The sequence below is a fragment of the Pseudomonas sp. LBUM1662 genome, assembly GCF_059695915.1.
Genome location: NZ_CP166793.1, coordinates 1,982,447 through 2,001,387, shown reverse-complemented (window position 1 = coordinate 2,001,387; position 18,941 = coordinate 1,982,447). Strand labels below are relative to the sequence as shown.

General features: G+C 58.9%; 18 protein-coding genes. 10 read left to right on the top strand and 8 right to left on the bottom strand.

Annotation, left to right across the window (positions count from 1 at the left end; translation table 11 throughout):
• Positions 1 to 316: 316 nt before the first annotated feature.
• The 6 genes from ACA049_RS09015 (at position 317) to ACA049_RS08990 (ending at position 5,632) form a co-directional block, all read left to right on the top strand.
• Positions 317 to 1,381 carry an ABC transporter substrate-binding protein gene (locus ACA049_RS09015; RefSeq protein ID WP_497334766.1) on the top strand — a complete coding sequence of 355 codons (1,065 nt, stop codon included), beginning with the start codon at positions 317 to 319 and terminating at the stop codon, positions 1,379 to 1,381.
• Positions 1,382 to 1,522: 141 nt separating this feature from the next.
• Positions 1,523 to 2,329, top strand: a complete 807-nt coding sequence (locus ACA049_RS09010; RefSeq protein ID WP_497334764.1) for an alkaline phosphatase family protein — start codon at positions 1,523 to 1,525, stop codon at positions 2,327 to 2,329.
• Positions 2,330 to 2,334: 5 nt separating this feature from the next.
• Complete coding sequence (locus tag ACA049_RS09005) at positions 2,335 to 3,171, top strand: ABC transporter permease (protein WP_497336797.1); 837 nt, start codon at positions 2,335 to 2,337, stop codon at positions 3,169 to 3,171.
• A complete protein-coding gene (locus ACA049_RS09000; RefSeq protein WP_497334762.1) occupies positions 3,158 to 3,958 on the top strand; it encodes an ABC transporter permease in 801 nt (266 codons plus the stop codon). Before ACA049_RS09005 ends, ACA049_RS09000 begins: the two co-directional genes overlap by 14 nt.
• Positions 3,955 to 4,944 carry an ABC transporter ATP-binding protein gene (locus ACA049_RS08995; protein ID WP_497334760.1) on the top strand — a complete coding sequence of 330 codons (990 nt, stop codon included), beginning with the start codon at positions 3,955 to 3,957 and terminating at the stop codon, positions 4,942 to 4,944. Before ACA049_RS09000 ends, ACA049_RS08995 begins: the two co-directional genes overlap by 4 nt.
• 34 nt (positions 4,945 to 4,978) lie before the next feature.
• Positions 4,979 to 5,632 carry an HAD family hydrolase gene (locus ACA049_RS08990; RefSeq protein ID WP_497334758.1) on the top strand — a complete coding sequence of 218 codons (654 nt, stop codon included), beginning with the start codon at positions 4,979 to 4,981 and terminating at the stop codon, positions 5,630 to 5,632.
• A 122-nt stretch (positions 5,633 to 5,754) separates the two neighbouring features.
• Here the strand turns inward: ACA049_RS08990 and ACA049_RS08985 are convergent, their stop codons facing one another.
• On the bottom strand, positions 5,755 to 6,717 hold the full coding sequence (locus ACA049_RS08985; protein ID WP_497334756.1) for a zinc-binding dehydrogenase: 963 nt from the start codon (positions 6,715 to 6,717) through the stop codon (positions 5,755 to 5,757).
• A gap of 139 nt (positions 6,718 to 6,856) precedes the next feature.
• On the opposite strand from ACA049_RS08985, the gene ACA049_RS08980 reads away from it, so the two are divergent.
• Positions 6,857 to 8,938 carry a carboxy terminal-processing peptidase gene (locus ACA049_RS08980; RefSeq protein WP_497334754.1) on the top strand — a complete coding sequence of 694 codons (2,082 nt, stop codon included), beginning with the start codon at positions 6,857 to 6,859 and terminating at the stop codon, positions 8,936 to 8,938.
• A gap of 134 nt (positions 8,939 to 9,072) precedes the next feature.
• Positions 9,073 to 10,863: a bifunctional diguanylate cyclase/phosphodiesterase gene (locus ACA049_RS08975; protein ID WP_497334752.1), complete on the top strand. Its 1,791-nt coding sequence runs from the start codon at positions 9,073 to 9,075 to the stop codon at positions 10,861 to 10,863.
• Between the two features lie 137 nt (positions 10,864 to 11,000).
• Here the strand turns inward: ACA049_RS08975 and ACA049_RS08970 are convergent, their stop codons facing one another.
• The 7 genes from ACA049_RS08970 to bamJ form a co-directional block, all read right to left on the bottom strand.
• Positions 11,001 to 11,327, bottom strand: a complete 327-nt coding sequence (locus tag ACA049_RS08970) for a hypothetical protein (RefSeq protein WP_497334750.1) — start codon at positions 11,325 to 11,327, stop codon at positions 11,001 to 11,003.
• Between the two features lie 863 nt (positions 11,328 to 12,190).
• Positions 12,191 to 12,517, bottom strand: coding sequence for a hypothetical protein (locus tag ACA049_RS08965; RefSeq protein WP_131062168.1), 327 nt, complete (start codon positions 12,515 to 12,517; stop codon positions 12,191 to 12,193).
• Positions 12,518 to 13,014: 497 nt separating this feature from the next.
• Positions 13,015 to 13,422, bottom strand: coding sequence for an SEL1-like repeat protein (locus tag ACA049_RS08960; RefSeq protein ID WP_497334748.1), 408 nt, complete (start codon positions 13,420 to 13,422; stop codon positions 13,015 to 13,017).
• Positions 13,423 to 13,794: a hypothetical protein gene (locus tag ACA049_RS08955; RefSeq protein WP_003223109.1), complete on the bottom strand. Its 372-nt coding sequence runs from the start codon at positions 13,792 to 13,794 to the stop codon at positions 13,423 to 13,425.
• Positions 13,791 to 14,132, bottom strand: a complete 342-nt coding sequence (locus ACA049_RS08950) for a helix-turn-helix domain-containing protein (RefSeq protein WP_497334746.1) — start codon at positions 14,130 to 14,132, stop codon at positions 13,791 to 13,793. Before ACA049_RS08950 ends, ACA049_RS08955 begins: the two co-directional genes overlap by 4 nt.
• 114 nt (positions 14,133 to 14,246) lie before the next feature.
• On the bottom strand, positions 14,247 to 14,702 hold the full coding sequence (locus ACA049_RS08945) for a YkvA family protein (protein WP_497334744.1): 456 nt from the start codon (positions 14,700 to 14,702) through the stop codon (positions 14,247 to 14,249).
• A gap of 293 nt (positions 14,703 to 14,995) precedes the next feature.
• Positions 14,996 to 15,709, bottom strand: a complete 714-nt coding sequence (gene bamJ, locus ACA049_RS08940; RefSeq protein WP_497334742.1) for a BamJ family beta-barrel-assembly machinery protein — start codon at positions 15,707 to 15,709, stop codon at positions 14,996 to 14,998.
• Positions 15,710 to 15,978: 269 nt separating this feature from the next.
• Between bamJ and ACA049_RS08935 the strand changes: the two genes are divergently transcribed.
• Both ACA049_RS08935 and ACA049_RS08930 read left to right on the top strand, forming a co-directional pair.
• Positions 15,979 to 17,790, top strand: a complete 1,812-nt coding sequence (locus ACA049_RS08935) for a di-heme-cytochrome C peroxidase (RefSeq protein WP_497334740.1) — start codon at positions 15,979 to 15,981, stop codon at positions 17,788 to 17,790.
• Positions 17,787 to 18,920 (top strand): catalase family protein, encoded by a 1,134-nt coding sequence (locus tag ACA049_RS08930; RefSeq protein WP_497334738.1) that lies wholly within the window; start codon positions 17,787 to 17,789, stop codon positions 18,918 to 18,920. Before ACA049_RS08935 ends, ACA049_RS08930 begins: the two co-directional genes overlap by 4 nt.
• Positions 18,921 to 18,941 lie beyond the last annotated feature (21 nt).

Below are 18,941 nucleotides of genomic sequence, written 5' to 3'. Positions count from 1 at the left end.
TCGGGGCAGAACCGTGATTCAAAACCGGCTCCATCAACTCCCTGCAAGCCTAGGCACTGCGTGTGACTGGCAGATGACAAAGCCGCCGAACGGTTGAACCAGACGCCTGCAAAATTACGGCCAAGTCCTTTTGTATCAGCCCTTTAGCCATGGTCTACGCTTACTCCGAAGCCTGGGCATTACAGCGCAAAAAATATAGGCAGACCGCTCATCGACATCAAAATGTCATCAGCGACGCCTAAATTGGCTCAGGTATTGCTGACCTAGACCAACACAACCGCAATCGCAGCGTTGAAAACGCCCAAAGGAGCTTCGGATGAAAAAGCTTTTCCTGGCATCACTGTTAGGCTCGACCATTGCTATGTGCAGCGCCGCCATGGCCGCTGATGATTTGAAAACCCTGGAAGCCGCTGCGAAAGCGGAAGGCGCGGTCAATAGCGTCGGCATGCCCGATGACTGGGCCAACTGGAAAGGCACCTGGGAAGACCTGGCCAAGACGTACGGCCTGAAACACATCGACACCGACATGAGCTCGGCGCAGGAAATCGCCAAGTTCGCCGCCGAAAAAGACAACGCCAGTGCCGACATCGGTGACGTCGGCGCCGCTTTCGGCCCGATCGCGGTCAAACAAGGCGTGGTGCAACCTTACAAGCCAAGCACCTGGGATCAGGTCCCGGACTGGGCCAAAGACAAGGATGGCAACTGGGCGCTGGCGTACACCGGCACCATCGCGTTCATCGTCAACAAGAAGCTGTTGCACGGCTCCGAAGCCCCGACCAAATGGGCTGACCTGAAAACCGGCAAATACAAAGTCTCGATCGGTGACGTGAGCACCGCCGCCCAGGCTGCCAACGGTGTACTGGCCGCGGCACTGGCCAACGGTGGCGACGAGAAAAACCTGCAGCCAGCGCTGTTGCTGTTCGCAGATATTGCCAAACAGGGCCGCCTGTCCATGGCCAACCCGACCATCGCCACGATGGAAAAGGGTGAAATCGAAGTCGGCGTGGTCTGGGATTTCAACGGCCTGAGCTACAAGGCCAAGATGGCCAACCCGGATGACTACGTGGTGCTGATCCCTTCCGACGGCTCGGTGATTTCCGGCTACACCACCATCATCAACAAATACGCGAAGAACCCGAACGCCGCCAAGCTGACCCGCGAATACATCTTCAGCGATGCCGGTCAGATCAACCTGGCGAAAGGCAACGCCCGTCCGATCCGCGCCGAGCACATCAAGCTGCCGGCAGACGTGCAGGCCAAGTTGCTGCCTAACGAGCAGTACAAAAAGGTCACGCCGATCAAAGACGCGGATGCGTGGGAAAAGACTTCCAAGGCTTTGCCGCAGAAGTGGAACGAAGAAGTCCTCGTCGAAATGAAGTAATGCTTCATCTGTAGGAGCGAAGCTTGCTCGCGAAGGCGGACTGTCAGCCAACATCATTGTTGAATGCAAATCCCTCTTCGCGGGCAAGCCTCGCTCCTACAGGTTTTCACGATATCCAATGTTTCGCGGAGTTTTGCCCCTATGAAGCACAACGTCATCCTTGTCGTGCTCGACGGCCTCAACTTTGAGGTCGCGCGCCACGCCATGGGGCACCTGCAGGCTTACGTCGGCGCAGGACGCGCGGCACTCTACAAACTGGAGTGCGAACTGCCGGCCCTTTCCCGACCGCTTTACGAATGCATCCTCACCGGCGTGCCGCCGATCGAGAGCGGCATCGTCCACAACAACGTCTCGCGCCTGTCCAACCAGCGCAGCATTTATCACTACGCCACGGATGCCGGCCTGACCACCGCCGCCGCGGCCTATCACTGGGTCAGCGAGCTGTATAACCGCTCGCCCTTCGTGGCCGCCCGGGATCGTCACACTGACGACCCGAAACTGCCGATCCAGCACGGTCACTTCTACTGGAGCGATCACTACCCGGATGCGCACCTGTTCGCCGACGCCGAAAACCTGCGCCTGCGCCATGATCCGGCGTTTTTACTGATCCACCCCATGAACATCGACGACGCCGGGCACAAGCACGGCCTCGACACCCCGCAATACCGCAACAGTGCCCGCTCGGCCGACATCATCCTCGCCGACTACCTGCAAGGCTGGCTCGACAGCGGCTATCAGGTGCTGGTGACCGCCGACCACGGCATGAACAACGACCGCTCGCACAACGGCCTGCTGCCGGAAGAACGCGAAGTGCCGCTGTTCGTCCTCGGTGGCGCTTTCAGCCTCAACCCCGACGCCACGCCGAAACAGACTGAAATCTGCGGCACCGTCTGCGAACTGCTGGGCGTGGCCCACGACAAACCTGTCTGCCGGGAGCTGCTCAAGTGAACGCCATGACCCGCGGCAAATGGCTGGCAGCGTTATGCCTGGTGCCTTTCACCCTGTTCTTTATCGTGTTCGAGATCGCCCCGCTGGTCTGGGTGATGATCAACAGCCTGCAATCGGAAGAGTTCGGCTGGGGCCTGGCCAACTTCACCAAGATCTTCAATTCGAAGTTCTATCTACAGGCGATCCAGTACAGCCTCGAGATCAGTTTCTGGTCCAGCGTATTCGGCATCATCATCGCCGTGCTTGGCGCCTACTCCCTGCGCCGGGTCGATTCGAAACTGCGCAATTTCGTGAATGCTTTCGCCAACATGACCAGCAACTTCGCCGGCGTGCCCCTGGCCTTCGCGTTCATCATCCTGCTGGGCTTCAACGGCAGCTTCACCATCATGCTCAAGCAGGCCGGGATCATTCAGGACTTCAACCTCTACTCGAAAACCGGGTTGATCATTCTCTACACCTACTTCCAGATTCCATTGGGTGTGCTGCTGCTCTACCCGGCCTTCGACGCCTTGCGCGAAGACTGGCGTGAGTCCGCCGAATTGCTCGGTGCCAGTGGCTGGCAGTTCTGGCGGCACATCGGTTTGCCGGTGTTGACCCCTGCGTTGTTGGGCACTTTCGTGATCTTGCTGGCCAACGCCCTTGGCGCCTACGCCACGGTCTACGCGTTGACCACCGGCAACTTCAACGTACTGCCGATCCGTATCGCGGCGATGGTCTCCGGCGACATTTCCCTTGATCCGAACCTGGCCAGCGCCCTGGCCGTGGTGCTCGTGGCGTTGATGACCCTGGTGACCATCGTGCATCAGCTGCTGTTGAAGAGGAGCTACCATGTCTCGCGCTGAACTGGGCCCCGTCGGTGTCTATCACCGCGTCGTGGTGTATGTGCTGTTTGCCATTCTGTTGCTGCCGCTGGCCGGGACGTTGATCTACTCGATCGCCAGCAGTTGGTCGGCGACGATTCTGCCCAGCGGTTTTACCTTCAAGTGGTACATCCAGCTGTGGAGCGATCCGCGTTTTCTGCATGCCTTCGGGCAGTCGCTGCTGGTGTGCGTCGGCGCGCTGGTGCTGTCGGTGGTGCTGATCCTGCCGCTGCTGTTCGTGGTGCATTACCACTTCCCGAAACTTGATGCGCTGATGAACATCCTGATCCTGCTGCCCTTTGCGGTGCCGCCGGTGGTGTCGTCGGTGGGGCTGTTGCAGCTCTACGGTTCCGGACCGTTTGCGATGGTCGGGACGCCGTGGATTCTGATCGGCTGCTACTTCACCATCGCGCTGCCGTTCATGTACCGGGCGATCACCAACAACCTGCAAGCGATCAACCTGCGCGACCTGATGGACGCTGCGCAATTGCTCGGCGCCAGCACCTGGCAAGCGGCATTCCTGGTGGTGTTGCCGAACCTGCGCAAGGGCTTGATGGTGGCGTTGCTGCTGTCCTTCTCGTTCCTGTTCGGTGAGTTCGTGTTTGCCAACATTCTGGTCGGGACCCGCTACGAAACCCTGCAGGTCTACCTCAACAACATGCGTAACAGCAGCGGCCACTTCACCAGTGCGCTGGTGATTTCCTACTTCTTCTTTGTGCTGGTTCTGACCTGGGCGGCCAATATCTTGAACAAGGACAAAAGCGAATGAGCTATGTCAGCGTCCAACATCTGCAAAAAAGCTATGCCGGCACCACGGTATTCAGCGACATCGACTGCGAAATCCAGAAGGGCGAATTCGTCACCCTCCTCGGCCCGTCCGGTTGCGGCAAATCCACCCTGCTGCGTTGCATCGCCGGCCTGACGTCGGTGGATGGCGGCAAGATTCTGCTCGATGGCGTCGACATCGTGCCGTTGAGCCCGCAGAAACGCGGGATCGGCATGGTTTTCCAGAGCTATGCGCTGTTCCCGAACATGACCGTGGAGCAGAACGTCGCCTTCGGTTTGCGCATGCAGAAGGTCAACGCCGACGACAGCCAGAAGCGCGTCGCCGAAGTGCTGGGACTGGTGGAGCTCAAGGACTTCGCCGCGCGATATCCGCATCAACTGTCGGGCGGCCAGTGCCAGCGCGTGGCCCTCGCCCGCTCCTTGGTCACGCGGCCACGGCTGTTGTTGCTGGATGAACCGCTGTCGGCCCTCGATGCACGGATTCGCAAGCACCTGCGCGAACAGATCCGTCAGATCCAGCGCGAACTCGGCTTGACCACGATCTTCGTCACTCACGATCAGGAAGAAGCCCTGACGATGTCTGACCGGATTTTCCTGATGAATCAGGGAAAGATCGTACAAAGCGGCGACGCAGAAACCCTCTACACCGCGCCAGTGGATGTGTTTGCCGCCGGTTTTATCGGCAACTACAACCTGCTGGACCCCGAAAGCGCCTCGAAACTGCTGCAGCGGCCGATCAGCCATCGCATTGCGATTCGCCCGGAAGCCATCGAGCTGAGCCTCAATGGCGAACTCGATGCGCAAGTGCGCAGCCACAGCTTGTTGGGCAACGTGATTCGTTATCGGGTTGAAGCCCGGGGCGTGGAATTGGTGGTGGATGTGCTGAACCGCTCGGCGGCCGACCTGCATCCCGATGGTCAGCGCCTGGCACTTTCCATCGATCCGACGGCCCTGTGTGAGGTAGCCTGATGCCTTTGTTGATGTCGAAGAGAGAACTGCACTGATGGCCCTGGCAATTTTTGATCTGGACGAAACCCTGATCCACGGCGACTGCGCCACCCTCTGGAGCGAGCAAATGGGCCGCCTGGGCTGGGTCGATCCCGAGTCGTTCATGCGACAGAACAACGAACTGATGGACGCCTACAGCCACGGCAAGCTGCGGATGGAGGAGTACATGGACTTCAGCCTGGAGCCGATGATCGGGCGCACACCGGAAGAAGTCGACCATTTGGTCGGGCCTTGGGTGGAAGACTATATCGAGCCGATCATTTTCAGTGACGCCACCAAAGCCATCGCGGCCCACCGCAAGGCCGGCGACCGGATTCTGGTGATCTCGGCGTCGGGCACGCACCTGGTCAGGCCGATTGCCGACCGTTTGGGCATCGACGAGATTCTCGGCATCGAACTGGAAGTGGCGCATGGTGTTTATAGCGGCCACACCGTTGGAACCCTGACTTACCGCGAAGGCAAGATCGTCCGGTTGCTGGAGTGGCTGGATGCGGAAGAGGAAAACCTGGAAGGTGCGAGTTTCTATTCGGATTCGCGCAACGACTTGCCGCTGCTGTTAAAGGTGGATTTCCCACACGTAGTGAACCCGGATCCGGTGCTGCTCGAGCACGCCGAAAAAGCCGGCTGGCCGATCCATATCTGGAAATAACGCAGAACCTTGTAGGAGCGAGGCTTGCCCGCGAAAGCTGACTATCATTCAACGCATTAGTTGGCTGATACACCGCTTTCGCGAGCAAGCCCGCTCCCACAAGGATTTCATTTAGCCAGGGATCAAGTCAGGCTTGGATCGATCACCAGGACCAACTTCCCGGCCACCTTATTGCTCGCCAACTCCGCAAACGCCGCTTCGGCGTCCTTGATCGGGAATGTCTTGGCTAGCTGCGGGCTCAACCGCCCTTCAGCAAACAACGGCCACACATGCTGGCTCAGATCACTGAACAAATCCGCCTTGAACTGATCGTCGCGACTGCGCAAGGTCGACCCCAGCAGTTGCACGCGCTTGGCCAATACCTGCGCCAGATCCAGCTTCGCCTCACGACCGCCCATCAAACCGATCAGCACCCAACGGCCATCGAGTGCCAACAGTTTCAGGTTCAGTGCAGCGTAGTTGCCACCGACCGGGTCGAGAATCACGTCGAACGGGCCCAAATCCCTCAAGCTGTCCAGGTCAGTTGTGCGCACCGCACCGCCCTGCGCACCCAGCGCTTCGCAATACGCCAGACGCTCGGCGGAACCGACGCTGACCCAGCATGGGTTGCCAAAGGCCTTGCACAGCTGAATGGCGGCTGAACCAATTCCACTTGCTCCGGCGTGCAGAAGAACTTTCTCACCCGGTTTGAGCGCAGCCAATTGAAACAAATTCAGCCAAACGGTCGCGTACACTTCCGGCAACGCCGCCGCCTCGGCCAGGGACAAACCTTCGGGTACCGGCAGCACGTGCCGTCCGTCGACAACTACCTCCTCGGCCATCCCGCCCCCGGCCAGCAAGGCGCAAACCCGATCGCCGACCTGCCAGGACGACCCCGGACCGACCTCGCTGATCACCCCCGAACACTCAAGACCCAGCACCTGACTGGCTCCCGGGGGTGGCGGATAAAGCCCTGCTTTCTGTAACAAATCGGCGCGATTGAGGCCCGCTGCCGCCACTCGAATCCGAACTTGTCCTACATCGCATGTAGGACTGGGCTCTTCAACCCACTCCACTTGACCTTCCACGCCTTGCAATGCCTTCACAGTGCCTCCATAGTGAGTCTGGACTGAGCCCGTAGCTGTAGCGCCGGGCTTTCTTGCATTATGCGACCGGCTCTCGTAGATCCGGCGACTTCAAAGACGGCCTAATATGCGTGATCAATTGTCCCCGCGTCGAATCAGCATGAAGCATTTTTTACCCAGCACCGCCCTAGCCCTATTCATTGGTATCGGCCTGTTGCCGATGTCGAGCAATACATTCGCAGCCAATAGCTGGGACAAGCTTCAGCCTGATCGTGACGAAGTGATCGCCAGCCTGAACGTCGTCGAGTTGCTCAAGCGCCATCACTACAGCAAGCCGCCGCTCGATGACGCGCGCTCCGTGATCATCTATGACAGCTACCTCAAGCTGCTGGATCCGTCGCGCAGCTACTTCATGGCCAGCGACATTGCCGAATTCGACAAGTGGAAGACCCAGTTCGACGACTTCCTCAAAAGCGGCGACCTCAATGCCGGGTTCACCATCTACAAGCGCTACCTGGACCGCGTCAAAGCGCGTCTGGACTTTGCCCTTGCCGAGCTGAACAAAGGCGTCGACAAAATCGACTTCACCACCAAGGAAACCTTGCTGATCGATCGCAAGGACGCCCCTTGGCTCAAGTCCACCGCCGAACTCGACGACCTGTGGCGCAAACGCGTCAAGGACGAAGTCTTGCGGCAGAAGATCGCGGGCAAGGATTCCAAGCAGATTCAGGAAACCCTGACCAAGCGTTACAAGAACCAGTTGGCGCGCCTGGACCAGACCCGTGCGGAAGACATCTTCCAGGCGTACATCAACACCTTCGCCATGTCCTACGACCCGCACACCAACTATCTGTCGCCGGATAACGCGGAGAACTTCGACATCAACATGAGCCTGTCCCTCGAGGGCATCGGCGCCGTGTTGCAGAGCGATAACGACCAGGTAAAAGTCGTGCGTCTGGTGCCTGCGGGCCCGGCCGACAAGACCAAGCAGGTTGCACCGGCCGACAAGATCATCGGCGTTGCCCAGGGCAACAAAGAGATGGTCGACGTGGTCGGCTGGCGCCTGGACGAAGTGGTCAAGCTGATCCGTGGTCCGAAAGGCACCGTGGTGCGCCTGGAAGTGATTCCGGCCAGCAATGCGCCGAACGACCAGACCAGCAAGATCGTGCCGATCACCCGCGAAGCGGTGAAGCTTGAAGACCAGGCGGTGAAGAAGTCGGTCCTCAACCTGAAACAGGATGGCAAGGACTACAAGCTCGGCGTCATCGAGATTCCGGCCTTCTACCTCGACTTCAAGGCGTTCCGTGCGGGCGATCCGGACTACAAGAGCACCACTCGCGACGTCAAGAAACTGCTGACCGAGTTGCAGAAAGAGAAAGTCGACGGCGTGGTCATCGACCTTCGCAACAACGGCGGCGGCTCCTTGCAGGAAGCCACCGAGCTGACCAGCCTGTTCATCGACAAAGGTCCGACCGTACTGGTGCGTAACGCCGACGGCCGGGTTGATGTGCTGGAAGATGAAAACCCGGGCGCGTTCTACAAAGGCCCGATGGCACTGCTGGTCAACCGCTTGTCCGCCTCGGCTTCGGAGATTTTTGCCGGCGCCATGCAGGACTACCACCGCGCGCTGATCATCGGCGGCCAGACCTTCGGTAAAGGCACCGTGCAGACCATTCAGCCGCTGAACCATGGCGAACTGAAACTGACCCTGGCCAAGTTCTACCGGGTTTCCGGCCAGAGCACCCAGCATCAGGGCGTACTGCCGGACATCGATTACCCGTCGATCATCGACACCAAGGAAATCGGCGAAAGCGCCCTGCCGGAAGCCATGCCGTGGGACACCATCCGTGCGGCCATCAAGCCGGCGGTCGATCCGTTCAAACCGTACATCACGCAACTCAAGTCCGAGCATGACGTACGTTCGGCCAAGGACGCAGAGTTCGTGTTCATCCGCGACAAGCTGGCCCTGGCCCAGAAGTTGATGGCGGAAAAAACCGTCAGCCTCAATGAAGCCGATCGTCGTGCGCAACACGCCGATATCGAAGCCAAGCAACTGGTCATGGAAAACATCCGTCGCAAGGCCAAGGGCGAAGAGCCGCTCAAAGAACTGAAGAAAGAAGACGAAGATGCGATCGCGGCCGAGCCGGACAAGACCAAGCCGGAAGATGATGCCTATTTGAGCGAGACCGGGCGGATTCTGCTGGACTACTTGAAACTCAACACCGCGGTAGCCAAGCACTAAGTGGTTACCAGCAAGATGATGGCAAATTAATGCTGACGCTCTTCGGAGCGTCATCATACAGTCATCATTCTGTCGTGAAATAAAGGACTGGGAGCGCTTTGCTCCCAGTCCTTTTTTTATCGCCAGAGAACGCCATGACCACTACCGAACAGCTGAGTGCGTTGAGTTCAATACTGACTCAAAGCGGCTTGCACAGTCTGTTCCAGCCGATCATTTCCCTCTCCGAGCGACGCATTCTCGGCTACGAAGCCCTGACTCGTGGCCCCTCGAACAGTCCGCTGCACTCCCCCATCGCGTTGTTCGCGGTCGCCCGTCAGGCCGGCCGCTTGAGCGAGCTGGAAATCGCCTGCCGTGAAAGCGCTTGCCGACGTTTCAACGAACAACAGCTGCCCGGCAAACTGTTTCTCAACGTCTCTCCAGAATCCCTGCTCGAAGCCGCTCACCAACCGGGGCGCACCCTGCAATTGCTGCAGGATTTCGGCATTCCGCCGAGCCAGGTCGTAATCGAACTCACCGAACAGACCCCGACCGACGATTTCCAGTTACTGCAAAACGCCCTGCATCACTACCGGGCGATGGGGTTTTCCATTGCGCTGGATGATCTGGGCGCCGGTTATTCGAGTTTGCGGTTGTGGTCAGAACTGCGTCCGGACTATGTGAAGATTGATCGGCATTTCATCGACGGCATTCATCAGGATGCGCTCAAGCGTGAGTTCGTCGGCTCGATCCTGCAAATCGCCAAGGCCTCGCGGGCGCAGGTGATTGCCGAAGGTATCGAGCGGCCGGAAGAGCTCGCGGTGTTGACGGAGATGGGCGTGGATCTGGTCCAGGGTTACCTGCTCTGTCGCCCTCAGGAACATCCACCTCGTGATGCCAGGACCCTGATGCCCAAACGGGAAAGCACAGCGGTCGCCTTGAATGATGAAGTCAGTGACCTCAGCGCCTTGCTCAACGACCAACCGGCCGTGGCCCGGGACACACCGACGGCCACGGTGCTGGAAGCCTTCCGCCGCCAGGCCAACCTAAACTCACTGGCGGTACTCGACGAGCAAGGCCACCCCTGCGGCATCGTCCATCGTCATTCGCTCTCGGACGCACTGCTCAAGCCCTTTGCGACCGATCTGTTCGCACGCAAGCCGATCAGCCGGCTGATGAACGACGACTTCCTCGCCGTGGAGATGAGCCAGTCGCTGCAACAGGTCAGCCGCTTGATCACCAGCCGCGCACGGCAACGCATCGAGGAAGATTTCATCATCACCCTCAACGGTGGTTATCTGGGGCTGGGCCGGGTGATCGATGTGCTGAAGTTGATTACCGAACTGAAAATCCAGCAGGCCCGCTATGCCAACCCGCTGACTCTGTTGCCGGGCAACGTGCCCATCCAGCAATGCCTGACGCGGTTGCTGCAACAGGAGCGGGAATCGGTGATCTGCTACGTCGACATCGACAGTTTCAAACCCTTCAACGACATCTATGGCTACGGCCGTGGGGATGAAGTTTTGCTGTGTCTGGCGCAATGCCTGAACGATCGCGTCGACCCGGCCCGCGACTTCGTCGGCCATATCGGCGGCGATGACTTCCTGCTGGTGCTTGGCCCGGAAGACTGGCGCAAACGTTTGAACCAGCTGCTGGACGACTTCCAGAGCCAGTGCCGACGCTTCTACCGCAGCGAGCACCTGGAAGCCGGCTGCTTCATCGCACCGAATCGCCAGGGCGTGCGTCAGGAGTTTGCGCTGCTGTCATTGTCGATCGGCGTGGTGCATTTGCATCCACAGGCCTGTGGACAACTCGATGCGAGCCAGTTGGCGGAGATGGCATCGCAGGCCAAGCATCACGCGAAAAACGTGCAGGGGTACAGCGTGCATGTGATTGATAGTTTGGTGGTGCCGGTGCACAACGAGGACTTGCTCATTGGGCAGCGGTGATTGAACGGACGCTTTCGCGGGCAAGCCTCGCTCCTACAGGGGTTTGTGTCATCCGCAATGATTGTGAACAACACAACCCCTATAGGAGCGAGGCTTGCCCGCGAAGAGGCCCGACCAGACAACCAAAATCTGCGGATCTAATCAGCCGCTGACCGCGCCCCCAACCGCCGCCCGACCACATCCAGCACATCACAGCCATCGCGCAATGGAATCGCGCAGAGCAACGCGAAGTCGCTGAGAATCATGGAATCGCACTCAATCGAACCGCGCATGGACAGGTTTTCCAGCACTTGGGTGACGGCTCGGATTCGATAGCGGGCGGCGTCGGTCAGGATATCGAGCGGCGCGTGGGTGTCGACGAACAAGGTGGGCATGTCGCTGCAGTTGCTGGTCAGCGCCATGAAGCGGTTGTCAGGATGAGGCGTCAGAGGGGTGCAAGGCGGATCTGGCGTAAGCGTTTTCATTGTTTTACTTCCTAACGTATGGATTGGAGCCGCCAGAAATCACTTCCACGCGATAGGTGGCGGCTGAACGCGGGTGTGGAAGACCGAGACGTTAGGCACTCGGCGCACTCGAAAGCGCCCCGCGCACAGCCACCATAAAACACAGACGAAAAAACGCCGAACTGGTGGCGCTTGACGCGCCTAACGATAGAAGGGCTTCCACGCCCTGTCACTGAATTTGCAGTGACAGCCAGAAGACTATCGATGAGACACGTCGCGCACCAGTTCATGAAAGCCGCTAGAACTCGAAGGAAATCTCCGATGAATTTACACAGCAATAAACGCGCAGGACTTTGAGGGGGATCAATCAGGAAAGAAGTCAGGAACGGACGATGTTGGTGTAGGGCAATTCTCTAATACGTCGCCATAAAAAAACGAAACCTCAGAAACGCAAGCGTGGGGAGAGGTTTCCCTCACACCAAGCTTGTTCTTCGGACACCGATGGTTTACTTCGCAGCATCACGAGGCGCCAATACTTTCAGCTTTATCTCAAAAAAACGGTGCGGATATATTTTCTCGTGCATTTGCATCCACAGGCCTGTGGACAACTCGATGCGAGCCAATTGGCGGAGATGGCATCGCAGGCCAAGCATCACGCGAAAAACGTGCAGGGGTACAGCGTGCATGTGATTGATAGTTTGGTGGTGCCGGTGCACAACGAGGACTTGCTCATTGGGCAGCGGTGATTGAACGGACGCCTTCGCGGGCAAGCCTCGCTCCTACAGGGGTTTGTGTCATCCGCAATGATTGTGAACAACACAACCCCCTGTAGGAGCGAGGCTTGCCCGCGAAGAGGCCCGGCCAGACAACCAAAATCTGCGGATCTAATCAGCCGCTGACCGCGCCCCCAACCGCCGCCCAACCACATCCAGCACATCACAGCCATCACGCAACGGAATCGCGCAGAGCAACGCGAAGTCGCTGAGAATCATGGAATCGCACTCAATCGAACCGCGCATGGACAGGTTCTCCAGCACTTGGGTGACGGCTCGGATTCGGTAGCGGGCGGCGTCGGTCAGGATATCGAGCGGCGCGTGGGTGTCGACGAACAAGGTGGGCATGTCGCTGCAGTTGCTGGTCAGCGCCATGAAGCGGTTCTTGGGATGGGAAACCGGCTTTTCATAGGGTGGATCAGGATGAAGTGTTGGCATTTGAGACCTTCCGATGACAATGGGAGCTGCCAAAAGCCTTCCTACAGGCTTGGGTGGCAGCTATACGCGGGGTAGGAATACCGAGCATCGGAGACTCGACCACGCCGAAGCGTGCCCGCGCACAGCCGCCGCAACAGATCTTACGGACGCACATAGACGGCCGCAAATCAGGTTTCGACGCTTACGCAATACCGATGCTGAAAGGGTTCCTACACCCCACCACTGAGTTTTCAGTGACCATCAAAGGCTATCGGGTGAACTCCCTTCGCACCAGTTCATGAAAGCCGCTAGAACTCGAAGGAAATCTCCGATGAATTTACACAGCAATAAACGCGCAGGACTTTGAGGGGGATCAATCAGGAAAGAAGTCAGGAACGGACGATGTTGGTGTAGGGCGATTCTCTAATACGTCGCCACTTATTAACGAACGGTCAGAAACGCAAACGTGGCGAGAGGTTTCCCTCACGCCACGTTATGTCTTTCAGAAAACGCTGGGGCTACCTGGAAGCATCACCAGACGCCAACTCTTTCAGTTTCATCTCGGCCAGCGGGTGCCCCGCCTTCGCCGCCATCTCCCAGAACCTCGCCGCTTCAGCCGGATCCGGCGCCTTGCTCGGCGAACCCGCCAAACTGATCACCCCCACCTGATACGCCGCTTTGCCATCCCCCGCCAGCGCCGCAAGGCGCAGCAATCGAACACCTTCCTCACGAGCCCCAAGGCCGACGCCGCGGAAGGTCAGGATGTGGCCATAGAAGCTTTGCGCACCGACGTCACCCAGGTTGGCCATGCGCGCGAACTGGCCTTCGAGCCAGCTCCAGCCGCGCGGCTGTCGCACGAACCATGACCAGTGAAACAACCGGCGGGCCAGCCAGTAACCGGCCCGTGCCTTGAGCTTCAGAAACACTCAGGCCTCCGCCGATTCCGGGTACTCGTATTCGAACACGCGCACCACTTCCGAGGCGTGCCACGAGGCGGCGGCAACGCCATCGGATGGCCCGGAGAAACGCCCCAGACGTTCGACGCATTCGAAGAAACCGGTGCGGGGCAGGCGGCTGGCGCCCTGGCTGATCACCAGCGAGCTGCGTAGCGGCTGCTCGGCCTTGGCGTCCAGCGCGGCCAGATGCTCAAGCGCAGCGGTGAGGGTTTGCATGGCCGGCGTGGGCAACTGCAAACGTTCCAGCAAGGCTCGATAAGTCAGCAGATGGCGCTGACGGCGGGCCTGATCCAGCTCACCCAGCAACCCGTCCCAATGTTGACGACTGATGCGTACGCTCACGATTCATCCCTCCACCCTGGCACCGTCAGTTCCCAGGCCAGACTGCGGCGAATCGCAGCGTCGGGTTGACGCTCGCCACTTTCGATCAGGGCCAGATAAGACGGGCTGATGCCTACCGTGCGGGCGAGCGCCTCAATGGCGATGCCCTTCCCTTCGCGCAAACTGCGTAGTTGATCCAGACCCGGAAGAATCGGGTCTGGTGATGTTGCTTGACGCGCCGGCGTGTCGGGCGCCGGTTGTTGGTTGATGCCTGCTGCTTTCAGTAGAGCCTGGTACTGAGCCCACGGCAACACCGCGTATTCGGGCTCGCCTTCGCGTGTGATTATCTGAATATCCATGACTTCCCCGTAGGACAACGACACTTAGCGAGTCGGCACTTTTCCCTAGAAGTGTAATCCTAACAGCGGCCACGGTCGCGGGGGGTATGAATATAAGGACGAACCTCAATCAAATCAGGTTTTTTTCGGCCCCTGAAGCTGAAGTTGCTCCGGGGTATCGGGGAGACGCTCGACCACCGCAAGCTTCTCCGGCAACTGGCGTTTGCGCCAGGCACGGAAGGCATTGAGTTCGTCGTCGAGGACTTTCATCAACCAGGCCAGCACGGCGATGTCATCGAGCATGCCGAACATCGGGATGAAGTCCGGAATCGCATCCACCGGGCTCAGGAAATACATCAGGCCGGCCACCACCGAGATGATTGCCTTCGCGCTGATGGCGCGGTATTCGCCACGCCAGTAAGCCAGGCACAGTGCCTGCAACAGGCGCAAATCGTCCTTGAGCTTGCCCAGGCGGTTGCCTTGACTGGCACCTTTGCTGGCGACGGCGAACAGCAGGGTCGGCAAACGCCCACGAGCGAGCAGGCGTCCGGCGAGTGGCAGGAAACGAGCGAAATTCCAGGGTGCTTTCATCATTCCTCCCGCTGAAATGTTATCCACACAAATTGTGGATAACCTTGTGAACAGAGCTACATTTCACGGCTGAAAGCCCCGTTTCATAAGGGCTCAACTCAGATCGGGCGTTTTTTACTCACATAAAAAAACCCAAGATTTCATTGACTTGGCGCGCCGGCGCGGCTAGCACGGCGTCCTCAATGGCTATGACTGCAACGTATAGCGTCCGTTCGCTTTGTTTACCCTCGCTGAACGCCAGATGCAACAACGCCCCGCATAAAGCGAGGCGTTGTTTTTAAAGCAGACGCTGATTACTTGGCGGCGTCTTCTTTTGCTGGATCCTTGATCGCCAGCAGTTCCAGGTCGAATACCAGCACCGAGTTGGCTGGAATCGCCGGGCTTGGGCTTTGAGCGCCGTAGGCCAGCTCGCTAGGAATGAACAGTTTGTACTTCTCGCCAACGTGCATCAGTTGCAGGCCTTCGACCCAACCCGGAATCACGCCGCTGACTGGCAGATCGATCGGGCTGCCACGGTCGACGGAGCTGTCAAAGGTAGTGCCGTCGGTCAGCTTGCCGGTGTAGTGAACAGTCACTACGTCGGTCGGCTTAGGCTGTGCGCCATCGGCTTTCTTGACCACTTCGTATTGCAGGCCCGAAGCAGTGGTGGTGACACCGGCTTTCTTGGCGTTGTCTTCGAGGAATTTCTTGCCGGCGGCTGCCGACTCTACGCTCATTTTGGCCATACGCTCTTCAGCACGCTTCTGCAGTGCTGCGAAGGCTTCGACCAGTTCGTCATCCTTCAGCTTCTGTTCTTTCTTGCCGACGGCATCTTCGATGCCTTGTGCTACGGCTTTGGAGTCCAGGTCATCCATGCCTTCCTGAGCCAGGCTCTTGCCCATGTTCAGGCCAATCCCGTAGGAAGCTTTTTGCGCCGGGGTTTTCAGCTCTACGCTGGTCTGCGAATCACAACCCGCAAGTACCAGGCTAACCAGGGCCACCGCCGCCGCCAACCGATGCTGTTTCATGCTATTTCCTTGTTCATGCGCCTAAAGGGCAATCGAGTAAAGCCGCGAGCTTATCAGGCGGCCACGACCAATGGCTACCGGCATGAGAGCAGGAAACTTCTGATAAGTTCAGGTGTTTTAACGCATTTGGGGATTGGAATGATGAAGCTTCTGTCATCTTGGGCCTACAGAGAGGGATGCCGGATGACCCGGCATCTGGCGTAATGGCCACTTGCCGCACCTCAAGCGCTGAGGCATAAGAGAGCTACAAATCGACAAGGATGTTTATCTTGCGCCTCTTATTCCGCCTGCTGGTGTTGTTTGCTGTGCTGTTGGGGCTGGGCCTGGCCGTGGTGCTGTACTACGTCGCCAACCCGAAACTGCCGACTTGGTCGCCCGCGCAACAGGTGCATTACCTGGAACAGTGGAGCGCCGCCGACCGCCAGACTTATTACTTCACCCCTCAGGGCACGCAGGTCAAAGGCTTGCGCTATGACTGGTTCAAGAAACTCGAACTGCCCTTCTCGGAACAACGATTCGCCGCCCCCGAGCATCTCGCGCGCTTTGGTTTCCTGATCGACCGCGACCAGAAAAAAACGCCGAACAACAACCCTGGCAACTTGCCCGTGGGTTTTGCCCGCCATCAAAACCCCGGCAGCCAGGACGAGTTCCTCGACATCACCTGCGCCGCCTGCCACACCGGTGAATTGCGCTTCAACGGCCAGGCCGTGCGCATCGATGGCGGTTCGGCACAGCATGTCCTGCCTTCCAGTGTTCCTACACTGCGCGGTGGCAGTTTCGGACAAGCGCTGGTCGCCAGTCTGATCTCGACGTACTACAACCCGTGGAAATTCGAACGTTTCGCCCGCAACGTACTCGGCGAGGACTACGACAGCCGCCACGAACAACTGCGCAAAGACTTCAAAACCTCGCTCAACACCTTCGTAAAAGTGGCCTGGAACGACACCCATCGCGGCCTCTACCCGACCGAGGAAGGCCCCGGCCGCACCGACGCCTTCGGACGCATCGCCAACGCCAGCTTCGGCGATGCGATTTCAGCTGATAACTACCGCGTGGCCAATGCCCCGGTGGACTACCCGCAACTGTGGGACATGTGGACCTTTGACTGGGTGCAATGGAACGGTTCGGCGCAGCAACCGATGGCGCGCAATATCGGCGAGGCGCTGGGCGTCGGTGCAACCCTGAATTTCTTCGACGTCGATGGTCAACCACTCAAGGGTGAGGACCGCTATCCGTCCAGTGTCCGCTTGAACGACCTGCACCTGATCGAACAAACCCTGCAACGGCTCAAACCTCCCGCCTGGCCGGAAGACGTTCTTGGCGCTGTCGACAAGCCGCTGGCCGCCCAAGGTCGCGAATTGTTCAGTGAAAACTGCGCCGGTTGCCACGTACCTCGATCGGTCCAGACCAACGGGCGCTGGGTGCAACACCTGAAAATGCTGCCGGTGGACTACATCGGCACAGACCCGGGCGCCGCCAATAACATCTCCGACCATCGCTTCGACCTCAGCGCCTTGCAATGGGACCCGGCGGAGCTGGCGAAACTGGATGTGCAGTTGCAGCCGCCACCCACCGAACCGCTGGACCTGAGCAAACTCTCGTCAGCCAAAGGCTTGGCCTACGTCACCGCGTTCGTAGGAAACCGGGCTTACCGCGAGGCGAAAATCCCCGACGCCGAGCGCCCGGACATGGATGGCTTCGGCCTGCCGATTGGCGTGCGTGAATTGCGCGCCTACAAGGCTCGCCCGTTGACCGGCGTCTGGGCGACGGCGCCGTTTCTGCACAACGGCTCGGTGCCGAGCCTCTATCAATTGCTCTCACCTCAGGATGAACGCGCAACGACGTTCTACAAAGGCACGTTCGAGTACGACCCCAGGCACTTGGGCTATCGCACCGAGGTCTTCACCAATGGCTTCAAGTTCGACACGCGGATCACCGGCAATCACAACAGCGGCCACGAATTCCGGGCTGGCAAGCGCGGCAACGGCGTGATCGGTCGCCTGCTGCAACCTCAGGAGCGCTGGGCGCTGCTGGAATATCTGAAAGTGTTGGGCGGCCCGCTGGAGGCACAATTGCCATGAGCAGAATCTGGATGTGGTTAGGCGCCTTCCTCGGCAAATCCCTGTTGTGGTTACTGGGCCTGGGCGTACTCGGCTGGGCACTGGCCACGGCGTGGTTTGCCTGGCAGCACCGGGGACCGGTCTCGGCTGAAGAGCTGATCCCGGACGGCGAAGCGGCGATGACTCAGGACATCATCCAGACGGCCGTGCGCATCGTCGATCAGCACCGTGAAAGCACCCGCTACCTGCGCGATGCGCATGCCAAGGCGCACGGTTGCGTGAAGGCCGAAGTCCAGGTGCTGACGGATCTGGCGGATGGGCTGCGTCAGGGCGTGTTCAGCGAACCCGGCAAAACCTGGCAAGCGACGATGCGACTGTCAAACGGCAATGCCTACCCGCAGTTCGACAGTATTCGCGATGCCCGGGGCATGGCGATCAAGTTGCTCGACGTGCCTGGCAAACAATTGCTTGCCGATCAACACAGTCGTGGTGAACAGGACTTTGTGATGTTCAGCCACCCGAACTTCTTCGTCAGCGATGTCGCCGAGTACCGTCAGAATGTGAGCGCGCAGGCGGATGGCAAGAAACTGATGGCGTTTTTCCCCGGCTGGGACCCGCGTACGTGGCAGGTTCGTCATCTGTTTATTGCCTTGGCGACGCTCTCCCCTGCCCCGGAAAGCCCGACGCAGACGACGTACTTTTCGGTTTCGCCCTACAAGTTTGGTAATGCCAACGCGAAGTTTCGGGTGACGCCGGATCCCGACAGCTGCCCGGCCTACGCCTTGCCGGCGCAGAATCAGAAGCTGCCGAATTTTTTACGCAATGCGCTGAACCAGCAATTGTCGACGGATCGGGTGCCTGCGTGCTTCGTCTTGCAGATCCAGCGCCAGGATCCGGGCAAGTACATGCCGATCGAGGACACGAGTATCGAATGGAAGGAAAAGGATGCGCCGTTCGAAACCGTGGCCCGGATCAAACTGCCCGCCCAGGACTTCGACACACCGACGCTGAACGTGCAATGCGACAACCAATCGTTCAATCCGTGGTTCGGGCTTGAGGCCCACCGGCCAATTGGCGGCATCAACCGCCTGCGCAAAGCGGTGTATGAAGCCGTGAGTGACTACCGCCACAGCCGCAACGCCGAGCAATAAAGCCAAATCGCAGACAGCAAA